At 61.1% G+C, this 25,301-nt stretch carries 23 protein-coding genes and 1 tRNA gene; 8 read left to right on the top strand and 16 right to left on the bottom strand.

All coding sequences use genetic code 11. From position 1 onward, the window contains the following. Positions 1 to 85: 85 nt before the first annotated feature. Together greA and msrA are read left to right on the top strand one after the other, a co-directional pair. Positions 86 to 583, top strand: coding sequence for a transcription elongation factor GreA (gene greA / locus DXZ77_RS07095; RefSeq protein WP_028326615.1), 498 nt, complete (start codon positions 86 to 88; stop codon positions 581 to 583). A gap of 144 nt (positions 584 to 727) precedes the next feature. Then, a complete protein-coding gene (msrA, locus tag DXZ77_RS07100) occupies positions 728 to 1,456 on the top strand; it encodes a peptide-methionine (S)-S-oxide reductase MsrA (RefSeq protein ID WP_115031004.1) in 729 nt (242 codons plus the stop codon). Positions 1,457 to 1,524: 68 nt separating this feature from the next. On the opposite strand, the gene DXZ77_RS07105 is transcribed toward msrA, so the two are convergent. The 16 genes from DXZ77_RS07105 to DXZ77_RS11785 all read right to left on the bottom strand — a co-directional run bounded on the left by DXZ77_RS07105 (position 1,525) and on the right by DXZ77_RS11785 (position 18,625). After that, positions 1,525 to 2,451 carry a hypothetical protein gene (locus tag DXZ77_RS07105; RefSeq protein WP_147279217.1) on the bottom strand — a complete coding sequence of 309 codons (927 nt, stop codon included), beginning with the start codon at positions 2,449 to 2,451 and terminating at the stop codon, positions 1,525 to 1,527. A 123-nt stretch (positions 2,452 to 2,574) separates the two neighbouring features. Then, positions 2,575 to 5,319, bottom strand: coding sequence for a hypothetical protein (locus tag DXZ77_RS11780; RefSeq protein ID WP_147279218.1), 2,745 nt, complete (start codon positions 5,317 to 5,319; stop codon positions 2,575 to 2,577). A gap of 313 nt (positions 5,320 to 5,632) precedes the next feature. Further along, positions 5,633 to 5,992 (bottom strand): hypothetical protein, encoded by a 360-nt coding sequence (locus tag DXZ77_RS07130; RefSeq protein WP_115031016.1) that lies wholly within the window; start codon positions 5,990 to 5,992, stop codon positions 5,633 to 5,635. Between the two features lies 1 nt (position 5,993). Beyond that, positions 5,994 to 6,857 carry a Bax inhibitor-1/YccA family protein gene (locus DXZ77_RS07135; RefSeq protein WP_115031018.1) on the bottom strand — a complete coding sequence of 288 codons (864 nt, stop codon included), beginning with the start codon at positions 6,855 to 6,857 and terminating at the stop codon, positions 5,994 to 5,996. Between the two features lie 213 nt (positions 6,858 to 7,070). After that, positions 7,071 to 7,143, bottom strand: a tRNA-Leu gene (locus DXZ77_RS07140). 51 nt (positions 7,144 to 7,194) lie between these two features. Beyond that, entirely contained in the window at positions 7,195 to 8,163 is a 969-nt protein-coding gene (locus DXZ77_RS07145) for a Ppx/GppA phosphatase family protein (protein ID WP_115031020.1), read from the bottom strand. A 21-nt stretch (positions 8,164 to 8,184) separates the two neighbouring features. Then, positions 8,185 to 8,733 (bottom strand): DUF501 domain-containing protein, encoded by a 549-nt coding sequence (locus DXZ77_RS07150; protein WP_243889199.1) that lies wholly within the window; start codon positions 8,731 to 8,733, stop codon positions 8,185 to 8,187. A 141-nt stretch (positions 8,734 to 8,874) separates the two neighbouring features. Beyond that, on the bottom strand, positions 8,875 to 9,597 hold the full coding sequence (locus DXZ77_RS07155) for an FtsB family cell division protein (RefSeq protein WP_115031022.1): 723 nt from the start codon (positions 9,595 to 9,597) through the stop codon (positions 8,875 to 8,877). Positions 9,598 to 9,628: 31 nt separating this feature from the next. Continuing rightward, complete coding sequence (eno, locus tag DXZ77_RS07160) at positions 9,629 to 10,909, bottom strand: phosphopyruvate hydratase (protein ID WP_115031024.1); 1,281 nt, start codon at positions 10,907 to 10,909, stop codon at positions 9,629 to 9,631. 115 nt (positions 10,910 to 11,024) lie between these two features. Beyond that, on the bottom strand, positions 11,025 to 11,741 hold the full coding sequence (locus DXZ77_RS07165) for a MazG family protein (RefSeq protein WP_115031026.1): 717 nt from the start codon (positions 11,739 to 11,741) through the stop codon (positions 11,025 to 11,027). A 5-nt stretch (positions 11,742 to 11,746) separates the two neighbouring features. Then, entirely contained in the window at positions 11,747 to 12,316 is a 570-nt protein-coding gene (locus tag DXZ77_RS07170) for a hypothetical protein (protein ID WP_147279219.1), read from the bottom strand. 207 nt (positions 12,317 to 12,523) lie between these two features. Continuing rightward, the gene (locus DXZ77_RS07175; RefSeq protein WP_115031030.1) at positions 12,524 to 13,138 is read right to left on the bottom strand and encodes a rhomboid family intramembrane serine protease; all 615 of its coding nucleotides are present in this window, start codon (positions 13,136 to 13,138) and stop codon (positions 12,524 to 12,526) included. A 32-nt stretch (positions 13,139 to 13,170) separates the two neighbouring features. Beyond that, positions 13,171 to 14,088 (bottom strand): glycosyltransferase family 2 protein, encoded by a 918-nt coding sequence (locus tag DXZ77_RS07180; protein WP_115031032.1) that lies wholly within the window; start codon positions 14,086 to 14,088, stop codon positions 13,171 to 13,173. Between the two features lie 77 nt (positions 14,089 to 14,165). Further along, positions 14,166 to 15,425, bottom strand: coding sequence for a lipopolysaccharide biosynthesis protein (locus tag DXZ77_RS07185; RefSeq protein ID WP_115031034.1), 1,260 nt, complete (start codon positions 15,423 to 15,425; stop codon positions 14,166 to 14,168). Next, positions 15,422 to 16,732 carry a glycosyltransferase family 4 protein gene (locus DXZ77_RS07190; RefSeq protein WP_115031036.1) on the bottom strand — a complete coding sequence of 437 codons (1,311 nt, stop codon included), beginning with the start codon at positions 16,730 to 16,732 and terminating at the stop codon, positions 15,422 to 15,424. Before DXZ77_RS07190 ends, DXZ77_RS07185 begins: the two co-directional genes overlap by 4 nt. A 51-nt stretch (positions 16,733 to 16,783) precedes the next feature. Next, entirely contained in the window at positions 16,784 to 18,625 is a 1,842-nt protein-coding gene (locus DXZ77_RS11785; RefSeq protein WP_147279220.1) for an alpha/beta hydrolase family protein, read from the bottom strand. Between the two features lie 363 nt (positions 18,626 to 18,988). On the opposite strand from DXZ77_RS11785, the gene DXZ77_RS07215 reads away from it, so the two are divergent. From DXZ77_RS07215 to DXZ77_RS12415, 6 genes are all read left to right on the top strand, one after another. Continuing rightward, the gene (locus DXZ77_RS07215; RefSeq protein WP_115031045.1) at positions 18,989 to 19,594 is read left to right on the top strand and encodes an acyltransferase; all 606 of its coding nucleotides are present in this window, start codon (positions 18,989 to 18,991) and stop codon (positions 19,592 to 19,594) included. 72 nt (positions 19,595 to 19,666) lie between these two features. Further along, the gene (gene gmd / locus DXZ77_RS07220) at positions 19,667 to 20,698 is read left to right on the top strand and encodes a GDP-mannose 4,6-dehydratase (RefSeq protein WP_028326630.1); all 1,032 of its coding nucleotides are present in this window, start codon (positions 19,667 to 19,669) and stop codon (positions 20,696 to 20,698) included. Continuing rightward, a complete protein-coding gene (locus DXZ77_RS07225; protein ID WP_115031047.1) occupies positions 20,695 to 21,267 on the top strand; it encodes a DapH/DapD/GlmU-related protein in 573 nt (190 codons plus the stop codon). Before gmd ends, DXZ77_RS07225 begins: the two co-directional genes overlap by 4 nt. Next, positions 21,264 to 22,382 (top strand): glycosyltransferase, encoded by a 1,119-nt coding sequence (locus DXZ77_RS07230; RefSeq protein ID WP_115031049.1) that lies wholly within the window; start codon positions 21,264 to 21,266, stop codon positions 22,380 to 22,382. Before DXZ77_RS07225 ends, DXZ77_RS07230 begins: the two co-directional genes overlap by 4 nt. A gap of 111 nt (positions 22,383 to 22,493) precedes the next feature. Next, complete coding sequence (locus DXZ77_RS07235) at positions 22,494 to 23,744, top strand: YveK family protein (protein ID WP_115031051.1); 1,251 nt, start codon at positions 22,494 to 22,496, stop codon at positions 23,742 to 23,744. A gap of 14 nt (positions 23,745 to 23,758) precedes the next feature. Continuing rightward, on the top strand, positions 23,759 to 25,282 hold the full coding sequence (locus tag DXZ77_RS12415) for a hypothetical protein (RefSeq protein ID WP_258553188.1): 1,524 nt from the start codon (positions 23,759 to 23,761) through the stop codon (positions 25,280 to 25,282). Positions 25,283 to 25,301: the final 19 nt, after the last annotated feature.

Genomic DNA, 25,301 nt, shown 5'->3' on the forward strand with positions numbered 1-25,301 from the left:
AACGTCCACCAATGCACACCGATCGCACAGCGATCGACGACCACAGCGGCACCGGCCCCGCCGGTACTGCGCACGAGGAGTATTCGTGTCCGACATCAACCAGTCTTCGTCTCCGTTCCTCACACAGGACGCCTACGACCGTCTCCAGGCGGAGCTGGAAGAGCTCTCCACGACAGGCCGTTCCGAAATCTCCAAGCGGATCGAAGCCGCCCGCGACGAAGGCGACCTGAAAGAAAACGGCGGCTACCACGCGGCTAAAGAAGAACAGGGCAAGATGGAAGCCCGCATCCGCCAGCTCACCTCCCTTCTCGAAAACGCCACGGTCGGGGCTCCCCCAGCCGACGACGGCATCGTCGAACCAGGCATGATCGTTGTCGTTGACATGTTTGGCGACGAGGTGGAGTTCCTCCTAGGCAACCGCGAAATCGCAGACTCAGCCCTGGAATACGACGTCTACTCCGACCGCTCCCCCCTCGGAGCAGCCATCATCGGTAAGAAGGTCGGCGATGAGGCCTCCTACACCGCCCCCAACGGCAAAGAAATTTCCGTCAAAATCCTCAAAGCCACCCCATTCACTGGCTGAACCAAGTACCCCCAGTGAGGGGCTGTCCCGGCGCCCATCAAGGCCGCCGAGACAGCCCTTCACTCTTTCCCACCCAAAAACATTCAGTGACAACAACCCTGGGCACCTCTTTTACCTGCCGCACCTACATGGCAGACTCCCTGCATGTTCGAGTCTTTCTTCGCCCGTCCAGTGACTGTCGTCTCTGCTGAACACGCCCTACCCGGACGCACCAGCCCACTGCCTGACATCCCCGAACACAACGTAGTTACCGGCACCTCAATGCACGCGTTCCCCGCCGGAGCCGAAGTGATCTACCTAGCAATGGGGTGTTTCTGGGGCGTAGAACGAATTTTCTGGAAACTCCCCGGAGTCATCACCACAGCTGTCGGGTACGCCGGAGGCTACACACCCAACCCCACCTACGAAGAAACCTGCACTGGGCGCACCGGCCATACAGAAACAGTCCTCGTGGCCTACGACCCCACAGCTACAACACCGATAGAACTCCTCACGGTGTTCTGGGAAAACCACAACCCCACCACTGCCAACCGGCAAGGTAACGACGTCGGAACCCAATACCGATCCGCTATCTACTGGACCACCGAAGAACAACGCAACGCCGCCCTACGCACCCGCGCAGCCTTCCAGCACGAGCTAGACCGCGCAGACGCCGGCCTAGCCACCACCGAAATCCGCCCCTTTGCTTCCGCCAACAATGGCAACGCCCCCGCACCTATCGACGACCCTCACGACTACCCAGACACCGGTTTCGATGGCCCAGCAGGCCCCTTCTACTACGCCGAGGAATACCACCAGCAGTACCTGCACAAAAACCCTGCGGGCTACTGCAACCACGGCCCTAACGGATTCACCTGCCGCGTCGAAGACTAAACCCCACCAACACCCGTGAGGGGGCAGCCAAGCTATTGGCCTACCCCCTCACCCAACACACACAGCCTTCAGCGAGAAACCGGCAGCGCCTCGTGCGCTACCCCCCAGTCCTTCACCGCTTGCGCTTCAGCAGCCCAATCCCGGCAGCCAGGCACCTCCCCCACCTCCAAATGCGCCGCCCGATCTGGAACCACCGCAAACAAATAATGCGGAGTCTGCTGCTTACGGGCACGCGCATTCATCAAAAACCGGAACGGAAGCAACACCGCCGCACGCAACACCCCACGGATCCCCGGCACAAAATCCTTCCCCAACCCGAACACGAACTCCCGCCCGTGGTACGGCACCACACCCTGACTGATCAGACACAACTCGTGGTCCAAAAAACGGTTCCGGAACGGCCGCATCGCCAGCTCGTGAATATCCCGATCAGCACGCAACACCCCCACCCGCGCCGCAAACGTGCTGGTAGTTGACATCACGTTCACCCACAAGTCCTCCCCCACCTGCTCATCTGGCTGAGCCCTCCACGCACGCGGCATCGCATACCGAGCCCGCGCAGCCGCATCCGTTGCCACCGGCGGACGCTTACCCGTCAACGCAAACGACGACACCTTCGGCAACTCCTCTGCCGCTCGCGCCAACACCACAAACGCATCCTGCGTCAACAGGTAGTCATCCTCAATAAAAGCGATCACATCCCCATCGGACAACGCCAACCGGTCCGGCAAATCCAAAGCAAACCGGTAACTGCCCAACAACCCCACCGGACCACCGTCAGTGAACATAACCCGCCCATGGCGTTCCATCACCTCTAGCCGCGGCTGAGGAATAGGCCCATCGTTAGCGAACACGACCTCAACATCCACACCCGCGTCCCGCGCGAACGACGCCGCCCGCACAAACGAAGCAACCACCACATCCTTACTGAAATAGCTCGGACGCTCCTTATCGTTCTCGCCGCCATATGACCGCAGAACCAGGCATAACCTCATCGAAAGCTCCCTTACACACACGCCCTCGTCCATCCGATAAGCGCCAATCACCGGAAGGCTACGTCCTGTGCCTGCGCTCAAGCTCGACACATACCCTTACCCAGGCCTGACTTCAGTCAGAATTCAGTCAACAAACCCCTGCAACCACGCAGACTCATTCGTCAACCGATCGAGCAACCCAGTCAAAGCAACCGACAACCGGTTCTCCCCCGCCTCACGACCATCACGATCCCAATGCGCCGAAGCCGTAGCCGCCTGAGCTTGCCTAGCCAACGCTGTTTCTCCAGCCAACCTCACCGCAAACAGCCCGACTCGCCCATCCAACGACTCCCTACCAGCCGCAGCGATCTCGGCAGCGGCGGTACGCACCGCAGCCCGAGTGCCAGCCGGGTCCTCCTCCAAAGCCTGTACAAACGCAGCCCTATCCAACGCGACACGTCGCCGCGCTACCCCCACCACATCACGGCCTTGAATATCTGCCTCATCAAAAGCGACCACGCCGCTAGGTGGTACAGAAACCCCCGGGATAGCAGCAAGGCCAGCCGAAATCGCCTGAACAAGCTCACTGACCTTCGGGTTATCAGCGAAAGCAGACAGCGATTTGGCCGCCGAGTCGCTCGAGGCAGTACTACGTCCCAGCACTGCCTCTACCTCTGCCTCAGGAACAGCGGAAGTACCTACTGCCACAGCAGCTGCACCCACCGCCTCCGGCTGTACGGGAACCACGCTGAAGAACCCTACCGGTGGATCTGCCCCATACGCCGCCGCCAATTTCCCTGCCTGCCGGGCCTGCATCCGAACGGCATCAATAACAGATGCCTCCCCCATCGGCGCTAGCTCCTCCTGCACAGGAGCCTGTCCAACAACAGGTTGAGGCACCTCTACATCTGGCGTAATCGCCACACCCGCCGTGCCATACATCCCCGCCTGCACCACTCCATCAACCTTGCTGACAAGATGCTCCATCGCATCAGCAGCGGCCTCCAAGTCAGGAGAAAGGAGTAGCGTGACCCGTTCACCAGCTGCAGTTCGACTCAAGCTCATGGTGAGCCCCGGCACCGGCCCCTGCACCGTTGAAGTATTCGACACCGCGCTCCACGCAAGCCCCGGCGTATTCGACATCACCAAGGTTTCTGTGCGCGGGGCAAACCAGTCGAGCCCACCCAAGGCCTCACTACCTGGACCAGCACCAGCCGACAATGAGACGCGCGGCATCCCCGCCGCCGACTCGACCACCAAATGCACGTATCCATCCGCGACAGTGCGAGCCGAGGTCTCCACCGGCAGTCCGGCAGCATCAGCTAGACCGTTCATCACCCCAGCCAGATTCTCAATAGTCACCGGTGGTGGAACCGTTGCTGAAACCTGACCTGAATTCTGCGCACCAGTGGCATCACCTTGCCCACCAGGCATGGTCATACCAACCGTCAACGGTTGCCCACCAGAAAGATCAAACGACGCGGGCACTCCCATGCGGCTAATCGCCACCTCCCCCCGCGCAACCTCAATAACGTTGAGCTCCAGCGACAACGGCGTGGTCAAAATGTCAAGGTCAGGCCATGTTGAAGAAATTCCGCCCTCGGCAACTGGACCAGTAGGCCCTGAAGAGCCTTCCGGCACCGGCTCAGCAGGCCACGGCGTGTTCACCCGCACCAACGCCGGATCTGATGAGGCCACATGCACCGGAATGAACGGGGCAGTAGCCAACGAAGCTGCTGAATCTGTTGCCGCCTGCACCTGGCTCTGCAAAGCCTGCAAATCACTCACCCCGGTCTGCGACGCCTCAGCAATAAGCTGCGCTGGACCAGTCACCCCCGAAGCTGATGCTGTAGCCATGACCGCTGCATAGAACGATGCCGGCGGCCCAGCAGTAATCGCTGTTACTGCTGTGGCGACTTCATGCTGCAGAGCCATCTCTCGAGCGTTCTGCTTCACAGATGCCGCGACATGTTCGAGGAGGTCAGCTGCCCTCGGGATCGACGTGCTGGCCGATACATCAAGGTCAGACAATTCCTGGGGCAGTGCCGGAATAGCTGTATCTCCCAGGTACGCCTCAGCACTCGCAACCGTAGCGATCGCGGTAATCGTGCGCGTCACCTCAGGCAAAGTTTTCGAAACTGCTTCTAGGTGCCCAGCAACCGTCCCACCGATGTGGGCCTGCCGCCCGGAAGGCCAGACAATTTTCGGCACAGGCTGGGGTGATTCTTCGCCTGCATCAGGCTGTTCCGAAGCTTCACCAGGAACAAGAGCCAGGGCAGAGCTTCTGTTACGTTCCACAACGCTGTGCCCATCCAGCTCCACGTAAACGGTGCCATCTGGCTGAATTCGACTAATCGCCCCTGTTGTTCGTGTCAGCGTGGTCATCGAATCAAGTGTTTCTTGGGTGAGGTCAACGCCTGGGCGTGCTGTGGCGTTGGCTGCTGCGATAGTGCGGGCTGCCAAATTCGCTAAATCGATATCCGACACAGCAGCGTCAACTTCTAAAGCACGAGAAGCAGCCAATCCCGTTCGAATGGCATCAAGGCGTTCCATGAGGACTGCACGTTCAGCCCTCTGGGCCTGGTCGTTCAAGAGTGCGCGCCGACGATTGCTGCTTTCCTCATTTCGGCTCCGGGCCGCTACGGCGTCAGCATTTTCTGTTTCCTGCGCTGCCGCAGAGTTGCCCGTCTCATCGATCACCGAGGCGACGCCTTCATAGGTCGCCCGATTAACAGCGGCGCGAGCCTGCGCGGCGCGGGCAGCAGCGGTGCGTTCATCATCAGGGCCGCTACGTGTGGAGTCTGGGACACGATCGGCGCGATCAGCAGCGTGTCGGCGCTCGTCTCGACGCGCCGCAACTGAAGGCATCTTCTCGATTGCTTCAGCCACCGATACTCCCTGCATATTGCGAACCCGGGCGCGAGCGAGATCGATATCAGAAGCACTTGGCCCCTCGCCCATACGACGTGGGTATCCACCGAGATAGGTGTCCGCTGAAGGCGGGAGGGCTGCTGAAGTCGTCATCGCACTCATCCATGAGTTGTCGTGGCCGGGATCAGATTCAGACGCGAAGCGACGAACTTATCCCCTCTACAGCTTCCTCATCGACCAAGGTAGGGCGTGCTGTAGCTGATCTACCGATTAGCTACAGCACGCCCTACCTTGGTAAGCACAGTTGGCGTGGACAAGATTCAGTAAGAGCTCACTGCCCCAGCGGCAGCATGTTGCTCGGTAATCCACTACGCAGCTCGCTCAATTGAGCGCATATCTGGCTGGCTGCTTGATCGCGTGCATCTTTGTCAGTGTGAGCTGCGCATTGGTCATAAATCACCGCGGTGAGCACCTGCATCACTGCTGCCGGAGTAACTGCGCAAGACTCTTCTAGCGCTGGCACTGTGTCACGGTGTGTTGGGTCGCTGGCAGCCACGCTCGTCGCCAACTCCCACACATCCTGCACACAGGCGAGCGCCTGATCGTAGGGCAAGGATGCCCAGCGTGTGATCAGGCGCTCGAGTTCACCGCGCACGGACTCCGGAACGGGGTCGTGGGGTGGATGGTTCATGTCAGTCGCGGCTTTGCAGCTGAGCGATCAGGCGCAGCAGTTCGAGGTAGAGCCAGATCACCGTGACCATGAGGCCGTGTGCCAAGAGCCAGGAGTACTTCTGCGGCACCTGGGCTGCGACGGCGCGGTCGATGGAGTCGAAATCCATGGCCAGCGAGTACGCAGCCAGCCCCACGGCGATCAGGGAAACCCCGATCGCGATTGGGGAGCCGAAGGTGAGTAGACCTGCACCTCCGTTAGCTTTGAATGCCCAGGCTGCGATGAGGTTGATGACCCCGAAGATCATGTAGCCGAGAATGGCCATGCCGAAGATGCGGCGGGCGCGGTCAGTGACCTTCACAAAACCGGTTTTCCAGCCGATGAACATCGCTGCGAATACGGCCAGAGTGGCGACGATCGCGGTCGAGACGACCCCGCTATAGGCGAAAGCGAAGGTGCGAGTGACGACACCGACGAGAAGCCCTTCAAAGGCTGCGTAGGCGATGATGAGCGGGACGCTAACGTTCTGCTTCATCGCGATAATGATGCCTAGAACGAGAGTGACCACGATAGAACCAAGCATCGCGACGCCGCTGAGCTTGACTGGCAGCAGGAAGAACGCCGCTGCGCCGACCGACAGCAGAATGCCGAACAGCAGCAACGACTTCATCACTACGTCGTCAACGGTGAGTTTGTGGCTGGCGGCCGGGGATGCCGCGGGCGTGTCGTACAACGTCTGAAGATCATCAGGCGTCATTTGCCCGTACTGTGGCTGGCTGCCGAATTGTCCGAACGAGCTCGGGGATGCGGGTCCGCGGTTACCGAAGCCGGCGTACCCGCCTCGGCTCACATCCTTGTCGATGCGGTCGAAGATCGGGTTACTCATGTAAAGGGTCCCTTCGTATGAGGTGCGTGGGTGAGGGGCGCAAGGACTGCTCCGGTCTTGTCTGTGATGCGCCGGGCAACTCCTTGTGTTGTGTCAACGTCTTTATTGGATGTTGTGTTCCCTGACATAAGCAGCGATTGAACGAGGTTTTGTGCGTATGTCTTTGGGTGCGAAACGAGGCTCTTCCGGTAGTGGAAGAGCCTCGCGACGATGTACCCCCGGCGGGACTCGAACCCGCACTGAAGCCATTTTAAGTGGCCTGCCTCTGCCGTTGGGCTACGGGGGCGTTTGCGTGTCCTCAGATGACCTTAACTGGAGTTGGCACTTCCGTCTCGTGTCATCGCAGAAGACTGGCAGCGATTCCGTCAAGAATGTCGTGTTCGCTGGTGATCACGTGGCTGATCCCGGACCGCTCACTGATTCGTTCCACGATGCGGGACCACTCAAGTGCACCAGCGACGATGACATCGACACGGCCAGGGTGCATGAATGGCATCATAGCGCGCTCTTCCCGGGTAGCGGTGATGAGGGCATGGCAAGAAGCCAGGGTTTGTTCGACGCTCAGACTGTGCAAGTGGATAGCTTCGGAATCGTATTTTGTTAGCCCGAGAGCATGAGCTGTGACGGTGGTGATGGTGCCAGCCAGCCCAATGACAGAGCCAATACCTTCGAGCCCTACCTCATCGTCGACTGTGTCCAGCAGCGCATCGACATCTTTCGTCGCAGCAGCTATCTCTTCGGATGTTGTTGCGACAGAACGGAAATGACGTTCGGTCATGCGGACACAGCCCATGTTGACGCTGGTCTGCTTCACGGCGCGGGTGGCATTTTCGCCCTCGCCACCGCGAACAAATTCCGTTGATCCCCCACCCAGATCCACCACGAGGAAAGGTGCTCGCGCTCCAGTCGCTGCCACTTCACCGGTAGACCCGAGGAAAGAAAGAGCGGCTTCTTCAGTGCCGCTAAGCACCTCAGGAGTGACATTTCGTTCGCCGAAAGCTTCATGGACCCCGGCAACAAATTCAGCGGCATTGCTAGCATCCCGGGTAGCTGAAGTCGCCACAAAGCGGATTGCCTCAACCCCGAGAACCTCACACTGCCGGGCATACTCATGCACCATCGTCAAGGTTCGCTGCATCGCCTCAGGCGCAATCATTCCTGTGGCATCCACGCCATGCCCTAGGCGCACCACTTCCATCCGGCGCACCACGTCAGTCATGTTGACGCTGTCGTCTTCACCGATGCTGCCATCAGCGACCAGCAGACGGATTGAGTTAGTTCCGCAGTCGATTCCCGCAACACGCATGGCTTCCTCCTCGGAGCTTGGTCACTGCTGCTGATCTTCAGCGACAGGTACGCAAGGCCCTGTCGGCCACATGTCCTTCAATGCATCGATTGCTTCATCTCCGAACGGGTTTACCCCTGGCCCGGCACTCAATGAATGCCCCACCAACACATGAAGACACTTCACACGTTCAGGCATTCCACCAGCAGCGATCCCTTCAATTTCAGGAACGTGCCCCAGCCGAGAACGCCGAGCGAGGTAATCCTCATAAGCAGCCCGGTACGCCGCTGCCAGTTCAGGATCTTCGCCCAGGCGCTCGGTCATCTCAGCCATGACACCGTTGGCCTCAAGGGTGCCAATTGCGCCAGTAAGAGTGGGGCAGGTGGCATAGAAGGTAGTGGGGAAAGGCGTACCATCAGGCAGTCGCGGCATGGTCGCCACTACATTCGGGTGTCCGCAGGGGCAGCGAGAAGCTACCCCCACAACACCACGCGGCAACCTGCCCAACTGAGACTCAATCGCGGCGATGTCTTCAGGGCTAGCCTGCTCCACACCAAGCTCGGCAAGCACCTGCGCACTGGGGGTGGGCAGTCCAGGCGCATGTGACAAAGAAACATCGGGGGTGGTTGGGTCGCTGGTGTTCACGCTACTCCGGTTCAAAATCGTGGAACGCCGCCACGCGGCTGGTAAGGCTTTACGGCCTCCGAGAGCCTACCGTGAGTGGCTGCGACCTCAGTAGCCATGGTTAGCGTTCTCACGTCCTGGATCTCGAACCGTGCTGCTCGAAGACCCGGTCCCTGCCTTACCTGTCGGGGTTCCAGCCGGGTCAGTGCGAGTGGCCACCCCGGGAGAAATCGGCGCTAGCGGCGCATTTGCGTCCTTAGGTGAGAGCGAATCACTGGCATCCATGGATGCCCAGACTCGGTCGTACCAGCTACCGCCACCTGATTCATCTGGCCGCACAACAGCGCCAGCACCTGTGGTCTCTTTCGTAGTCAGCCCCTCAGCACCAAGCACGATGTAACGCGTCTCTCCTGGCTTCACAAACTTGAGGCGTTCACGTGCCTGTTGTTCTACGTATGTCTGGTCATCCCAACGCTTGAGCTCTCCCTGCAGAGTATTGATGTTCTTCTGCCGGTCAGAGGCTTCCTGCTGTAGAGAAGCTAACTGTGCTTTCTGCGCAACGTATGCCCGGACAGTAGGCACCAGCATGAGCAAAAGCATCACAACCGTCGCAGCCAGCACAGCCACTCGTTTGGTTGATGAGCGGCCCAGCCGTCGCGTGGAAGAAACGTAGGTGCTCGGCCCTGCTCCTGCGGCGCGTGGGCGTGAAGGGTCACGGTGCCCTGCTGCGGGACCGCTTCGCCCCATCGGACGCCGGGAGGAGGACACGCCAGAGGCGCGACGGGCAGAGGAGCCCGACGCGCCTCTGGGACGACGAGTCGCAGATGCCATAGGGGCAGGCTAATCGCCTAGGAAATGTCCGTCATCCCTTGAAACGCGGGAAAGCGCCGGCACCTGCGTAGACAGCAGCGTCATCGAGCAGCTCTTCAATGCGCAGCAACTGGTTGTATTTAGCAACTCGCTCCGAGCGTGCCGGTGCGCCAGTCTTGATCTGACCGCAGTTCGTTGCCACTGCAAGATCGGCGATGGTGGTGTCTTCGGTCTCACCAGAACGGTGACTCATCATGCAGCGGTAGCCGTTGCTCTGCGCCATTGCGACAGCGTCAAGGGTTTCGGTGAGCGATCCGATCTGGTTCACCTTAACCAGCAGGGCGTTAGCCGTGTTGGTGGCGATGCCTTTGGCAAGGCGTTCGGGGTTGGTGACGAACAGGTCATCACCAACGAGCTGGACCTTGTCGCCAAGCTCGTCAGTCATGTGTTTCCAGCCGTCCCAGTCTTCTTCGTTTAGCGGGTCCTCGATGGAAACCAGTGGGTAGTTGGCAACCAGGTCCGCGTAGTAGGCGACCATTTCTTCGGCGGACTTGCTGCCGCCTTCGAACTGGTATGTGCCGTCCTTGTAGAACTCGCTGGAGGCAACATCCAAGGCCAGAGCGATGTCGCTACCTGGGGTGTACCCAGCCTTCTTGATCGCCTCGACGATCAGGTCAAGCGCGGCAGCGTTGCTTTCGAGATTGGGGGCGAAGCCACCTTCGTCGCCAAGGCCAGTGGCCAGACCACGCTCTTTGAGGACGCTCTTAAGGGAGTGGTACACCTCAGCGCCCCAGCGCAAAGCTTCTTTGAAGCTGGAGGCGCCGATTGGGGCGATCATGAACTCCTGGATGTCGACGTTGGAGTCTGCGTGGGATCCGCCGTTGAGGATGTTCATCATCGGGACGGGAAGAACGTGGGCGTTGGGGCCGCCGACGTAACGGAACAGCGGTAGGCCAGCGGAGTCGGCGGCAGCACGTGCCACGGCCAGTGAGACGCCAAGGATGGCGTTGGCGCCGAGCTTGCCTTTGTTGTCGGTGCCGTCGAGGGCAATCATTTCGGCGTCGACGAGGCGCTGGTCAGAAGCGTCGTGGCCGAGCAAGCGAGGGGTGATGTCTTCGAGAACCGCGTCAACGGCTTCTTCGACACCTTTGCCCAGGTACCGGCTCTTGTCGCCGTCGCGGCGTTCCACTGCCTCGAAAGCTCCGGTGGAGGCGCCGCTAGGAACGGCTGCGCGGGAGGTGGTGCCGTCGTCGAGGAGGACCTCGACCTCGACCGTGGGGTTGCCGCGGGAGTCCAGAATCTCGCGTGCGCCGATTTCCTCGATGGTTGCCACAATCTCTCCTTCGATGGATGTTCGATTTGGCTGTAGATGATGTGCGGCCGCTGCGTCCGGGCCGTGTTGTGGTTCGCCACGGGTTTCCGGTTGTGTGGGCCGTTCTTTACTGACCCTAGTCGGTATCGGTGGATTCCAACGGGTCGGTTGGTCCCTGTTCCTGCCTGTCGCGCAACGATGTGGTGACGCGATTCACAGTAGCCAGCAGGGCTGTTCCTGGGTCCACACCAGCGTCGACCGCTTCGAGAACCAAGGCGAATAGGCGAGTGCCGTAATCGTCTTCGGGCTGGTCAGCTAGGGCAGATCGTACTGTGTTGAGGTGACCTGCCCTGCGGTGCCGGTTGGCGATCTTGGCTGCTCGTTCCAACGGTGCGAGGGATGCGGGGATGCCGTCAAGTGGTGAACGTCTCTCCGGTTTTTCGGCTGCTTTGATCGCATCCCAGTTCGCTTCGATGCGTGCTGGGTCATCGGTGTCGACATCGCCGAACACGTGAGGGTGACGGCGGCGAAGTTTGGTGATGGTGCGCTCGGCGATGTCGTCAATGGTGAATGGCTGATCGTGTTCATGGCCTAGGCGGGCATGAAAAACCACTTGGAAGAGCACGTCACCAAGTTCGTCGACAAGTTCTTCTCGGTCACCACTGTCAATGGCGTCGGCGAGTTCGTAGGCTTCTTCAACAACAAACTTGGCCAGTGAATTGTGTGTTTGTGCGGCATCCCATGGGCAACCGCCAGGTGAGCGGAGCCGGTCCATGACTTCAATGAGTCCGGCAATGCCTGTGAGTTGCTCGGCGTCAGTGGGGTGCTGCCGGCTACTGCTGGTGGAACCCATATGTTTTATCGCGGCTGCGGCATTGCCTGCTGTGCAGGTTGGATCCAGGCTGGTTGAGCCGGGAGGAAGCCACGTTTGGGGTCATAGCCGCCATAGCGGGGGCTGACGGAGATATCGGCGCTGGCGAAGGCTTTTTGGAGTTCTTGATTGATGGCCCCGCCTTGCTTTCCTTGGTTTTGGCCGAGTTTGCGACCGATGGCCTGCACCTGTTGCATCTGGATCGTGGTTTGGGAGACGTCAGGAAGTTGTTTGGCAAGGGCGGTGCGGATGACGTCTTCGCCAATCACTGCGCCGTGTTTTTTACCGACCTCAAGGACCATGGGTCGAAGGGCCAAGATTTGGACGATGTCGGCGCGTTTGATTTGGGCGCCAGCTCCGGCCTTAGTGAGGTCGGTCATGACATCGTCGATGTTTTTTTCACTGATCACGGTGCCGTTGGCGACTGCTGCCACGCCGGGTGATCCTGCGGTGTCGCAGCCGGCTAGCCCTAGGGCAGCAAGGCCTAGGGCGATAACCGCGGCGGCCTTGCCGCCACGCAGGCGGGCGGCGCGCATGAACGACGATGTGCTCTTCACGGTCTAACCTCTTTTGCTTTCGTGACTGGATTCGGCTGGGAGCTCCCGGAGTCCGTCGACAGTGGGCGGTGGTGCCCATGGTGTGGCGCGGACGTGTTGCCGGTTGCATGGTCGATCCGTTTCGCTCGTTACATCATGCCCTGAGACAGCGGCTTGTATCGAGGCGACTCCCGCATTGGTACGGCGGATTCTGCGCACAGGGCCTGGTTAGAAAAAGCGCTTTGGGTGTTTTTTATTGCTACGCAGACGGTGCCCTAGGTGACGGGCCACGTATACGCCTGCGATAGCCCCGGATAGGTGTGCCTGCCAGGAGACGCCCATCTGACTTGGTAGGAGGCCCCAGGCCAGCCCTCCGTAGATGCAGGCGACGATGATCCCCACGATTGTGGGAGCAAGTCGACGAGCTGAGAAACCGAAAACAATTAGGAAAGCGGCATAGCCGTAGATGAGACCGCTGGCGCCGACGTGGACTGTTCCAGCAGGCCCGAAGAGCCATACGCCTGCTCCGCCGAGAACGATGATGGAAGCGGTCACAGCGAAGAATTCGCTGGTGATGAGTGCCACAAGGATCCCGAGAGTGAGCAGGATGCCGGTGTTGGTTATGAGGTGGGCGAACCCAGCATGCAGGAATGGGCTCAGAAGAATGCCATACCAGTGGCTAAGACTGCGCGGCTGGATACCAAATTGGTCTAGGTCAGCTGCCGCAACCTGGTCAACGATTTCGCAGGCCCACATGAGCCCAACGAGAAGGCAGAGCTGTAGTAGCCGGGTGGCTAAGCAGGCAGGTGTGCGTTTGGGGCGCGTGGTAACGGCGCGGCTCATACCTTCCAGCCTGCCGTACGTGGTGGGGACGGCTAGGCGTTGTGGTTCTGGGTGCTGCGTTGGTCGGCTCGGCGCCATTCGCGACGGGCACGCCACATAACTAGGGCGGCGTCATGAGGGTTGAGCTGACGTTGGACGGTGTCGATGATGTCTTGCTGCATGGCATGGGTCCATGCGGTTTCTTCCGGGGTGAGCGGGGTGCGCCCCAAGGCGGAAGCGAAAACAGCGCGCCAGCCTTCTTGTCGGTGACCGAGGGTGTAATCCAGCAGGCTCCCGTATGCGGTGAACATAGGGGAATCGGGGTCAGGGTTACTCCAAGGACTGGTTGCGGTGACTTGTTCATCGTGGCGGCGGTATTTGAGTCCGGGCACAGCGGTGCGGACTAGGCGGTATCCGTTGGCGGCGGCGCGCAGCCAGAGTTCATAGTCTTCGGCGGGCACATCGGTGTATCCGCCGAGTGCGTCGAAGGCGCTGCGGCGCATTGTCACCGAGGGATGGACGAGCATGGATCCCAAGAGAAGGTGGAAGGGGGTGGCAGCGGCGGAGAACCGACCGGGCTGGTCTACGCCGGTGATATTTCCGGTGGCGTTGATGTGCAGGGAGGTAGTGAAAACGAAGTCAGCGTTTCGTAGGGCCAGGCGGCTGAGGCTCCATCGGCCCACCATGACGATGTCGTCGGCGTCCATGCGGGCGATGTACTCGCTGTCGCTGGCGCGGGCGAGTTCATTCAGGCTGTTAGCTACGCCGTGGCCGTGGTCGTGACGGTGAATGATGAAGCGGCTGTCGCGTTCAGCGGCGGCGGCGAGCAAGGCGGGCGTGGAGTCGCTGGATCCATCGTCCATGATGCGCACGTGTGCGTCGCGAGGCAGGGTGGCGGCCAGGCTGGAGAGCGCTGTGGGCAGGTAACGCTGACCGTTGCGGACTGGCATAAGGACTGTCAGACGAGGCATGTTCTTCGCATTCAGGTGAAGGGACGGTCGGCGAGCTAGGTGTACTCACTCACAACCCTACGATTTGAAAAAGCTTCTTACATAAGAACATTCACAACTGGTAGGGCAATTGCTGTACAGGAAACCGCGACCATCACGGGCAACGCGGCACCCTTAATACGCGACAACGCATACGTGACCAGCAAAACCAAAAGCTCTTTACCAACAACAACATAAGCTGCAGCCTCAATCGATTCGAGAGCAACCCAACCAATAAGGGGCGCACACGCCAACGCCATCACAGCCGGAACGATAGAGGCCCGCGGACGCTCGTAATAAATAGCCATGATCTGCAACGCCAACGAAATCGAATACGGAATAGTAGCCACCGCCAACGTGGGCACCGCAGCAAGAGTGACATTCCACGCATCGCCAAGAATGGGATCAAGAACCCAATCCACCAGCGCAAGAACCACGCCCACCGCTGCCGTAGTAGCCAGCACAGCCAGCAACGTAATCCGCCGAATAAGCGCCGGATGCTTAGCAGTATCCTTCTCCGCAGATATGCGCGCCCGTAGAAAGTTCGACGTCGCAGACGACAACGCTTCACCCGGGCTACGACCCATCGTCACAGCAGTGGAATACGTACCGAGGTTGCCGACCCCAGCGAAACCACCCACGAACACCCGCTCCAACTGGCCTTGCCCCCACCCCAAAGCACTGAGCGTAACCAGAGAACGCATTCCCTTACGGGGATGGCGCCCACCTTCCTGCGGAGTAATGTCGACCCGTGCGTGCGCACGATGCACCAAAAACAAGAACGTCGACTCTGTGGCAAGCAAATGCACCGCCATCGCCACCGAAGAACGCGTCAGCCACACCACCACGAACGACAAGGAAAGCCCCGCCACGGCAGCTAAGAGCTGATAGCGAGCAAGCTTGTGCCATTCCTGCAAGTACTGCAGCCGGGCAACCGGAACAATCCCAGCAGTAGTGATAAACGGCACCACCAAAAAAGGAACAAGCCCCAAAATGTAGCCACCCAGGTCTTGACCATTGGTGAACCACAAACCGACAAGCACCACAAGGATCGCGAACGACCCCAATAACGCCGAGCTATGGGCAGTGCGCCGAACAGAACGGACATGCCGCGGGTTAGAAACAGAAACGACAGCCTGATTACGCAAAGCACTCTCAGCGACAGCCTGATAAAGCGTGTAGGTGAGAGCAACCCAGCTGTACACACCGACAGCACCCGGATCAGTGAACGCAGCAAAAGCCACAATCACCACTGCGGAAGCAACACGCGGGAAAACCCGCTCCAGAGTTGCCCACGCCAGCTGGATCACCGTGTTCATGAGCGTGAAACAGCCTTATCGGTGCCTTCACTGGACTGGGTAGCCTGCGCAGATGCATCAGCATCTACCGCCGCTACATCAGCCTGATCGCTAAGCCTCACTCCAGCAACACTGGCGAGATACTGCATGATGCCCCGCACTGCTGCCCCCTCCCCCAAGTGCGACTGAGCAAACTCTCGCCCTGCCACGCCGAGCTCTGCAGCCCGCGCAGGGTCTGCAACAAGACCTTCGGCGGCCTCCAAAAGATCTGCAGCAGCACCCGGGACAACCACCACACCAGCGCCTGCCCGTTCAACAAGACCAGCAGCCGTCCCCAACGCATACACAGCCGCAACAACCGGCTTACCCGCATTGAAATACGTAGAAAGTTTGCTAGGTACAGCCATCTCGGCTACGCCTGGCTTCTCATTAAGAACAAGGACATCCGCAGCCGCCAAAGCCGCCCGGAAGTCCTCATCAGGCAACGGATCCACAAAAGAAATATTCGCGCAGTCCCCCGCCAGCTCTTCCAGCCGAGCCCGCTCACTACCATCACCAGTCAGCACAAACAACGCCCGCGACTGACGCGACTGAGCAACCTTGGCTGCCTCAACCACCACCTCCAGCCCCTGCTTGTTCCCCATCGCCCCCGAGTGCATAAACACTGGCCGATCACCCCAGCCCATCCGCTCCCGGAACCGCTGACCATCCTGGCTACTAGCGGCCTGCACATGTGACCAGTTCCCATGCACCGAAACCCGCTCAGCAGGCACACCCAACTCTGAAACCGCGAACGTACGGAACCGCTCCCCGATAGCCACCACACCATCAGCTGCCCGATACACCGCCCCCTCCAAGCCCTTAGCCACCCGCACCTTCCACGAACCCGCCGCATCTAGCTCAGCCATTCCCCGCGTGTACAGGTCCTGACTCCACAGCGCACTCGGCACACCCAACAGCTTGGCCTTGGCCACCACCGCCGCCGAAGCAAGCAGCGGCGGAGAAACCGTCAACACCACATCCGGGCGCCCCCACGAAGACCCCAACACCCCGGCAGCAAAGGACAGCTCCAACAAGATCCGCCCCACGCCAATACCCCCAGCTGGAACCACATGCCGCACCCGACGCACAGGCACGCCATCAATCACCTCATCCCGACGCCACCGACGAAACCCGGTGTAGTTACGCCACTGGGGGTAGTGCGGAATACCCGTGATCACTCGCGCATCATGCCCCTGGGCCCGCAACCCACGCGCCAACCCAGCCACATACGGCGCAATACCGGTCGGTTCGGGGTCATAGTTAACCGCGACCACGAGAATCTTCATGAACACTCCAGACGATGGATCTACATACTCAACAAACAGGAAAAAGGCAGCTCAGAGCGCTATATCTTCTACAGGACGCCGAAGAACATCCCGCTCCACGAGCAACGACTGCACCGCGTCAAACACAACCTGACGGCTCGTCTGCGCGAACAAGCTGTGATCAATCCGCTCATCAACCTGCAACCGGAATCGCCCATCTAACCGCGGTGTCCGCATAAACATCGGGCCACCCTTAGCCCGGAAAACAGCAGCCTCCGACAGCCCCAGAGCCAACACCGTGACCGTGCGACGATCCACCGGAGTCAACAACGCCGCCACCCGGTCCGTACGCCTATCTCCTCGCAGCAAACCCCGCAAACGAGGAAAACGAATCGCCATGTCATGCAAGAACTCGTGGAACCACATACGCATCCCACCACGAGAGCTAGCCGTATCCGAGGACTGCGCGTCATCTTCTTCTTCCGCGCCGTCTCCCGCCGCCGACAACACCTGCGAAAACGCGCCCTCTGAACGGTATGTCTTGGCATAAAACGCCTCGTCATAATTCGACGAATCCGGATCCCAATGCACCGGATTAACCGCAACCACCCCGTTAAAAGCCCCCTCCGAGGCGGCCGCGCGCAACACCGACCACGCCCCCGAACAGGCCCCCACACCAAACACATCAACCCCACCACGCTGACGCAGCCACGCAGCACCGTGAAGAACATCCTCCACACTCGTATCCGTGTACGGGAACGGCTCCCCCGGATACCTCACATCCGTGGTTTCCCCCAACTCACGACGATCCATCCGCAAACCAAGAACACCATGCGGCGCCAACGCTCGCGCCGCAGCCGTCCACGCATTGCCCGGCCCCCCGCGCAACTCACTGCCAATCGCCGTGTACAACACGGCACCATGCACCCCAGCCTCCGGCGAAGACGTCAACACACCCGGCAACAAATCCGGCCCGACCAGCACAATCGATTCCTCCACCACCCGACCCGAAGCATCCTCCCACCGCGCATCCCGCACCTGAGGAACCGGCAAAAACGGCCCCTCAACCCCCGAAGCCAACCGCCCCACCAACGCATCAGCATCCTCAACCCGCGTCTGCACAAAATGCGGAGAGCCCAGCGTCAACTGCAGCACAGCCTTCGGATCTGACTCCCGCACAATCTCAAAGCCATCACCCTCACCAGCACGACGAGGAGCCTTCAGCCCCTTCAACGAGGCCGCATGCCCCGCCAAGAAGTGATACCCACACAACTCCACACCCTCATCCACCACCTCCACCGGCGAAGCAAACTTCCGCAAATTCTGGTGCTGCCGCAAAAACGACGCCCCCGACACCGGCTCCCACAACACCACCGACCCCGTAACCGGCGTGACCACAACACCCTCTTCAGCAGCAGCAACCGCCTGCACATGGGCAAACGCCAACGCCCCACCCAAACGCCACCCCACCACACTCACCGGACGATCAGGCACCGCAGCCCCCGCCGCAGCTACCGCAGCCTCAACCTCCTCACCCCACACCGACACCAAATCCAAATCCGCAGGAACATCAGGGGATTCACCATCCCCACCCAAAAACAACGACACCGCCACAAACCCCGCATCCGCAGCACGCACCGCCAACGCCCGCAACCGCCGGAAAGGCACCGTCGTCTCACGACCAACCGAAGGAACCACCACCACTGCGCCCCGAGCCTGCCCCCCAGCTGGCTCATCCACCCGCGCTAACACCGGACGCCCCGACGTCGTCGTCAACCACGTCAACCGTGACGTACTGGACACCCGCCCATCATCGCCCACACTGTTCTCCCGAATCACCGCAGACTCCGGCACCACCGGTGAACCCGCGCGTACATCGACCACAGGGTCACACCCCTGAAGGAACGTGCTCATTGGTCTCCCCCTCTAAAAGGACACAATCACGACTGACACAGCACCCCAAGGCTCCCCCACCAGACCGCCGGGCACATGCCCCACAACACCGCAACACCCAGTCACAGCCCCAACGCAACACCCCACGTATGGACGTTCGACTTGGACAACACTAACAACGCCTCCCTCTCCCCCCGCCGACCGATGCACAGAACCACGAACCCACTCCCCACACGACGCGCCCCCGAGCAGCCCCCACGCACCCTGCCACTATGCAAGCCACAACGCCCTTAGCCTTGCCGTGGGCAGCGCTGCAACCAAGAATCAACACAACACAAAACACATCCGCCAGGCCCGCCGCACCACCCAGAACGGAGAGCCCCCATGACCACACAGTCGGTGCCCGCCCCCGACCACGACCCCACCATCTACCCCGAAGGCCTCCAACGCACCGCCCACACACGCACACCCGGCTGCCTCCGCAACCGCATCATCGCCCTAGGCACCCACATAGCCTGGAACTTCTGGGTGAACTGCCTATCCGCCTCCCCCCTCGTACCAGGGCGTCTACGCCGCATCATGCTCAACAAAGCAGGCATGAACATCAACACCAACGGCATCAGCCCCCACTGCCGCTTCACCAACTCCAACGTCTACGTAGGCCGCTACACCTACATCAACGAAGGCTTCTACGCAGACGCCCGCGGCGGCATCCACATCGGAGAACGCGTCGGCATCGGCCCACGCGTCATGATCATCACCTCCACCCATAAAATCGGCCCCGCCGAACAACGCACCGGATCCCACACCACCCGCAAAGTCATCATCGGCGACGGCGCCGCCATCGCCTCCGGTGCCCAAATCCACGCCGGCGTACGCATGGGACGCGGATCCATCGCCTCCGCAGGCGCCGTCCTCATGCGCCCCTGCCGCAACGGCGCCGTCGTCTCCGGCGTACCAGCCAAAGAAATCTACAACTACAACGACTAAGCACCACACCCCCGCAAACACCCAAAACCTATCCTGGACCCAAACCCCTCAACCACAACCCAAGGAGACCCCATGACCAAAAAAGCCCTCATCACCGGCATCACCGGCCAAGACGGCTCCTACCTCGCCGAACTCCTCCTATCCAAAGGCTACGAAGTCCACGGACTCATCCGCCGCGCATCCACCTTCAACACCGACCGCATCGACCACCTCTACCAAGACCCACACGAAGACTCAGCGCGCCTCAAACTCCACTACGCCGACCTCTCCGACGGCTCCCGACTCGTCACCCTCCTGGACACCATCCGCCCCCACGAGGTCTACAACCTCGCCGCCCAATCCCACGTCCGCGTCTCCTTCGACGAACCCGAATACACCGGAGACGTCACCGGAATCGGCACTACCCGCCTCCTCGAAGCCATCCGCATGATCGGCCTAGACTGCCGCTACTACCAAGCCTCCACCTCCGAAATGTTCGGAGCCACACCCCCACCCCAAAACGAAGAAACCGCCTTCTACCCCCGCTCCCCCTACGGCGCCGCCAAGGTCTACTCCTACTGGATGACCCGCAACTACCGCGAGGGCTACGGCATGTTCGCCACCAACGGCATCCTCTTCAACCACGAATCCCCTCGCCGCGGCGAAACCTTCGTCACCCGAAAAATCACCCGCGCCGTCGCCGCCATCACCCTCGGACTGCAAAAAGACCTCTACATGGGCAACATCGACGCTATCCGCGACTGGGGATACGCACCCGAATACGTCGAAGGCATGTGGCGCATGCTCCAAGCAGACCAGCCCGACGACTACGTCCTCGCCACCGGCACCCCCTGCACCGTCCGCGAATTCCTCGCCGCCGCCTTCACTCACGTCAACCTCGACTGGGAAAAATACGTCAAATTCGACGAACGCTACCTACGCCCCACCGAAGTCGACTCCCTCATCGGCGACGCCAGCAAAGCCCACAAAAACCTCGGATGGAAAGCCACCACACACGCCCACGACCTCGCCAAAATCATGGTCGACGCCGACATCGAACTCCTCAAACGCCCCCACGGCCACACCGGACCCATCGACGCCGGAAAGGCCAACTTCGGCGCATGAACACCCCCACAACCACCCGCAAACTCTCCACCTTCACAGGACGCGGCTACGACAAAGGCGCACACCCCCTCAAAATCGCCGCCTGGGTCACCATCGGCGACACCATCACCCGATCAATACTCTGCCCACCCAAACTCCGCGCCACCATCCTGCGCGCCTTCGGCGCCACCATCGCCCCCCACGTACTCATCCGCCACAACGTCCGCATCCACTGGCCCTGGAAACTCACCATCGGCGAACACACCTGGATCGGCGTCGGCGCCTGGATCCTCAACCTCGAACCCGTCACCATCGGCTCCAACGTCGTCATCAGCCAAGAAGCCATGCTCTGCACCGGCAGCCACCACGCCAACGACCCCGCCTTCGAATTCGACAACGCCCCCATCACCATCGAAAACGGCGCCTGGATCGCCACCCGCGCCACCATCCTGCGCGGCGTCACCATCGGCACCGACGCCACCATCGGCGCCACCACACTCGTCACCAAAAACGTCCCACCCAACACCCGCGTCCTGGCCCCACTACCAACCCACCACACACCACACACCACAGAAGAGAGCACCCGATGAAAATCATCCACGTCGTCGGACTCATCTCACCCCAAGGCGAATATGGCGGCCCCACCCGCGTAGCCATCGAACACGCAACCGCACTCACACACCTGGGCCACGAGGTCACCATCGCCGCCGGAACCCGCGGCTACGACACACCCCCCAACAACATCAACGGCGTCCCCACCAAACTCTTCCGCGCCCACACCCCCAGCCGACGCGGCTCCCTACGCGCACTAGCCGCCCCCGAACTCGCCATCTGGCTACACACTGCAGCCCAAAACGCCGACATCGTCCACATCCACCTCGGCCGCGACTTCGTCACCATGCCCGCAGCCCTGGCCATGCGCGGCACCAAAACGCCCTACGTCCTCCAAACCCACGGCATGGTCATGCCCACCCACAAAACCCCCATCCACGCCCTCGACAAAATCTCCACCCTCCCCGCCCTACGCCACGCCGCCCGCATCCTCTACCTCACCCCAGAAGAACGCGACGGCCTCATCAACCTCGACGCCAACATCAACATCGAATTCCTCCGAAACGGCATCCACACCCCCAAAACCCCTCCACCCCCACGCACAACCCCCCAAGAAGTCCTCTTCCTCGCCCGCATCCACGAACGCAAACGCCCCCTGGACTTCATCGAGGCCGCACGCCGACTCGCACCCCAATTCCCCCACATCACCTTCCGACTCATCGGACCAGACGAAGGACAAGGCACCGCAGTCCGCGACGCCATAGCCACATCCGGCCACTCCGACCGCATCATCTGGGACGGCCCCATACCCCCTGAAAACACCCGCGACGCCCTCACCAACGCCGACATCTACGTCCTACCCAGCGTCAACGAGCCCTACCCCATGAGCGTCCTGGAAGCCCTCGCCCTAGGCACCCCCACCATCATCACCAACACATGCGGCCTGGCCGAAACCATCACCAAAGGCAACGCCGGAACCGTCATCCATCCCGGCCCCGATCACCTCACCACCGCCCTACACCACCTCCTCACCGACACCACTGCTCGCACAAACGCAGCCGCCAGCGCACACGCAACCGCCCGCAACCACCTCGACATCACCACCGTCGCCACCCACCTCGAAAAGCTCTACACCACCATCACCCAGCCATAACACCCATCCCCAGCACCCATCACACCCCCGGTTGGCGACCACAACCACTCGTCATGGAGAATCAACCTCACCCCCCACCCACGACGACGGCCACGGAAACGGAGCCCACCCTTGTTCGTCCGCGAATACTTGAGCCTCCTCACACGCCGACCCCTCCTACACACCATCATCGGCGCCCTCGTGTTCGCCGCCGTCATGGCCCAAGGACTCATCACCCAACCCACTTACGGCGCAACCACCTCATTGCTGTTCGCAGCAACCGGCGGCAACTCAGCCACAGAACTCAACCAAGCCGCCACCTACCTCCAACGCGAAATGGCCTCCTACGTACGCGTCGCCACCTCGCCCAACGTCCTCAACCCCGTCATCCAACAACTCCACCTCACCGGCGAAACACCCGCCACCCTCGCCAAAAGCATCAACGTCACCAACCCCACCATGACCGTGATCCTCGACATCACTGTCACCCGCGAAAACCCCACCGAAGCAGCCAACATCGCCAACACCCTCACCCGACAACTAGCTGCCACCGTCCAAAAAACCGCCCCCACACAAAGTGACGGCCACCGCACCCAACAAACCATCTCCGCATCCCCCCTCGCCGAAGCTCAAGCCCCCGAAAAACCCACCGGCCTCACCTGGCCCCTGCGCACCGCCATCGCCATCGCCGCCGCGCTCATCACCGCATTCATCACCGCAATCCTCTTCGGCGGCCTCGACCAACGCATCCGCGTCACCAACGACCTACGCCGCATCCCCCACACCCGCCTCCTGAGCACCATCCCCCACCGCTCACTACGCAGCCTCCTACGCCGCACCCCCCAACTAGCCACACCCGAAACAACCAACCCCGCCTACGAACGCACCGCCGGCCTCCTCATCGGCGAACACACCACCAACCACGCCCCCATCACCCTCATCACCAGCCCCAACCCCACCACCAACACCTACCCCGCCGCCCTCGCCCTCGCCCAAGCTGCCCACCGCATCGGCGCCACCTCCGCCATCATCGACACCACCGCCCTGCCCCCAGCCACCATCACCACCCTCACCGCCACCGGCGATAACAACACCACACCCGAAATCACCATCACCACCCTCACCGCCACCGGCGAAACCACAACCACCACACCAGCAAAACTCACCGAACTGACCAACAACTACGAACTCATCCTCCTGGCCACACCCCCACACCCAGCCAGTGCACACAGCCAGCTCCTTGCCCCCACCGCCACCACCACCCTGCTCGTCGTCCCCCTCACCACCCACAAAAACGACCTCAACGCCACCCTCGCCGCACTCCACCCCAGCGACGAAAACCCCATCTACATCCTCGCTACCGACACCCCCGACCACCACTGACCCCCCACCCCACCGTGACGCCCGGCCCTATCAACCTCATCCACCTCGCCCTAACCGTCCTGACCCTCACAGGCATCGCCTCCATCCTCATCGCCACGCACCTACACAAACGCGGCCACGACGGACTCCACCTACGCACCTGGCTCGTCATCGACTTCGCCATCACCTACGTCATCTCCGGCCTCATCCACCTCACCGGCACTCTGTCCACCTCACGTGGCTTCTACGAAGCCGTACCCAACAATCCCTACAGCAACGACACCGGCCTCCTCCAAGCAGCCCTGACCACTCCCCTAGCCCTGACCGCACTGACCATCGGTCTGCTCATCCGCTGGCGCCGCACCGACACCCCCACCAACAGCGCCACCTACTCCATGGCCACATCCCACCCCGTCCTCACCCTCACCGCCGGACTCACCCTCACCGCCGCCGCAGCAGTCGGCAGCATCCGCATCCGCGGCCACCTGGCCAACAGCGCCGGAGAACGCGTCATCGGCGTCGACGGCGGCATGGCCCGCTACGCCTTCCTCGCCTCCTGGATGCCCTGGGGTGTTCTTCTCCTAGCGCTCTGGAGCATCACCCGACGCAAAAATCCCGCCGCAGACATGCACAACGCCCTCATCATGGCCGCCTGCACCGGCGTCATCGCCGTCAACTCCAGTTGGACCGGAGGCCGCGTCGACATCGTCGTCTTCTCCCTCCCCCTGCTCATCCTCGTCCTTCCCTGGATCCGAGGACTACGCACCCCACTACTCATCGCCGGAGCAGGCGGGGCTCTAGCCGTCATCTACAACCAAACCATCAGCCGAGCTGGCGTCACCAGCTTCGACATCCCCGCGCTCCTGGACTGGCAATGGGGCAGGTTCTCCATGGTGGCTTGGGCAGCCCGCTTCGCCACCGAACACAACTACCTCAACGGCGAAACCCTCATGTCCGGGTTCCTCACCGTGCCCGCAGCACTCCTACACTTCGCTGGCGTCCCCACCCAAACATGGCGCTCCATCGTCCAATACAGCGGCTGGTGGTTCTCCGGCAGCGAAGAACTCATCTTCACCGTGCCCGGCATGACCGCCGAACTATTCATCAACCACGGCTACATCGGTGTCGCCGCCGGTTACCTCATCCTCGGCCTAGTCACCTCACTCATTGCCGACACCTACCGGCACTGCCGCACCGAATTAGGCCGCGCCCTACTCATTTACATCGCCGCCATCCTGCTCTTCCAAACCGTCACTGCCCAGTCAGGAGCGACCACTCCCCTGGTCATCATGACCGGTGCTCCCCTCATCGGCCTGGCTATCCTCGAAACGTTCTGCCGCTGGTACGACACCACCCACATGCGCCTAGTCACCGACACTTATATCCCTGCTTCTGCTCTACCCCAGCGGGCACCGAACCAACCAGACGGAAACCATGGCTCACCCCACACGCACCCGAATCACGATCGCCATACTCCTGATCACGGCACTCATCGCCGCGATCACGATCTGGTACGCCCACCACGAACCACCCAACCCCACCCCGACACCTCCCAGTAACACCACACCCGGGGCAGGG

This window comes from Dermatophilus congolensis (assembly GCF_900447215.1).
Taxonomy (GTDB): Bacteria; Actinomycetota; Actinomycetes; order Actinomycetales; family Dermatophilaceae; genus Dermatophilus; species Dermatophilus congolensis_A.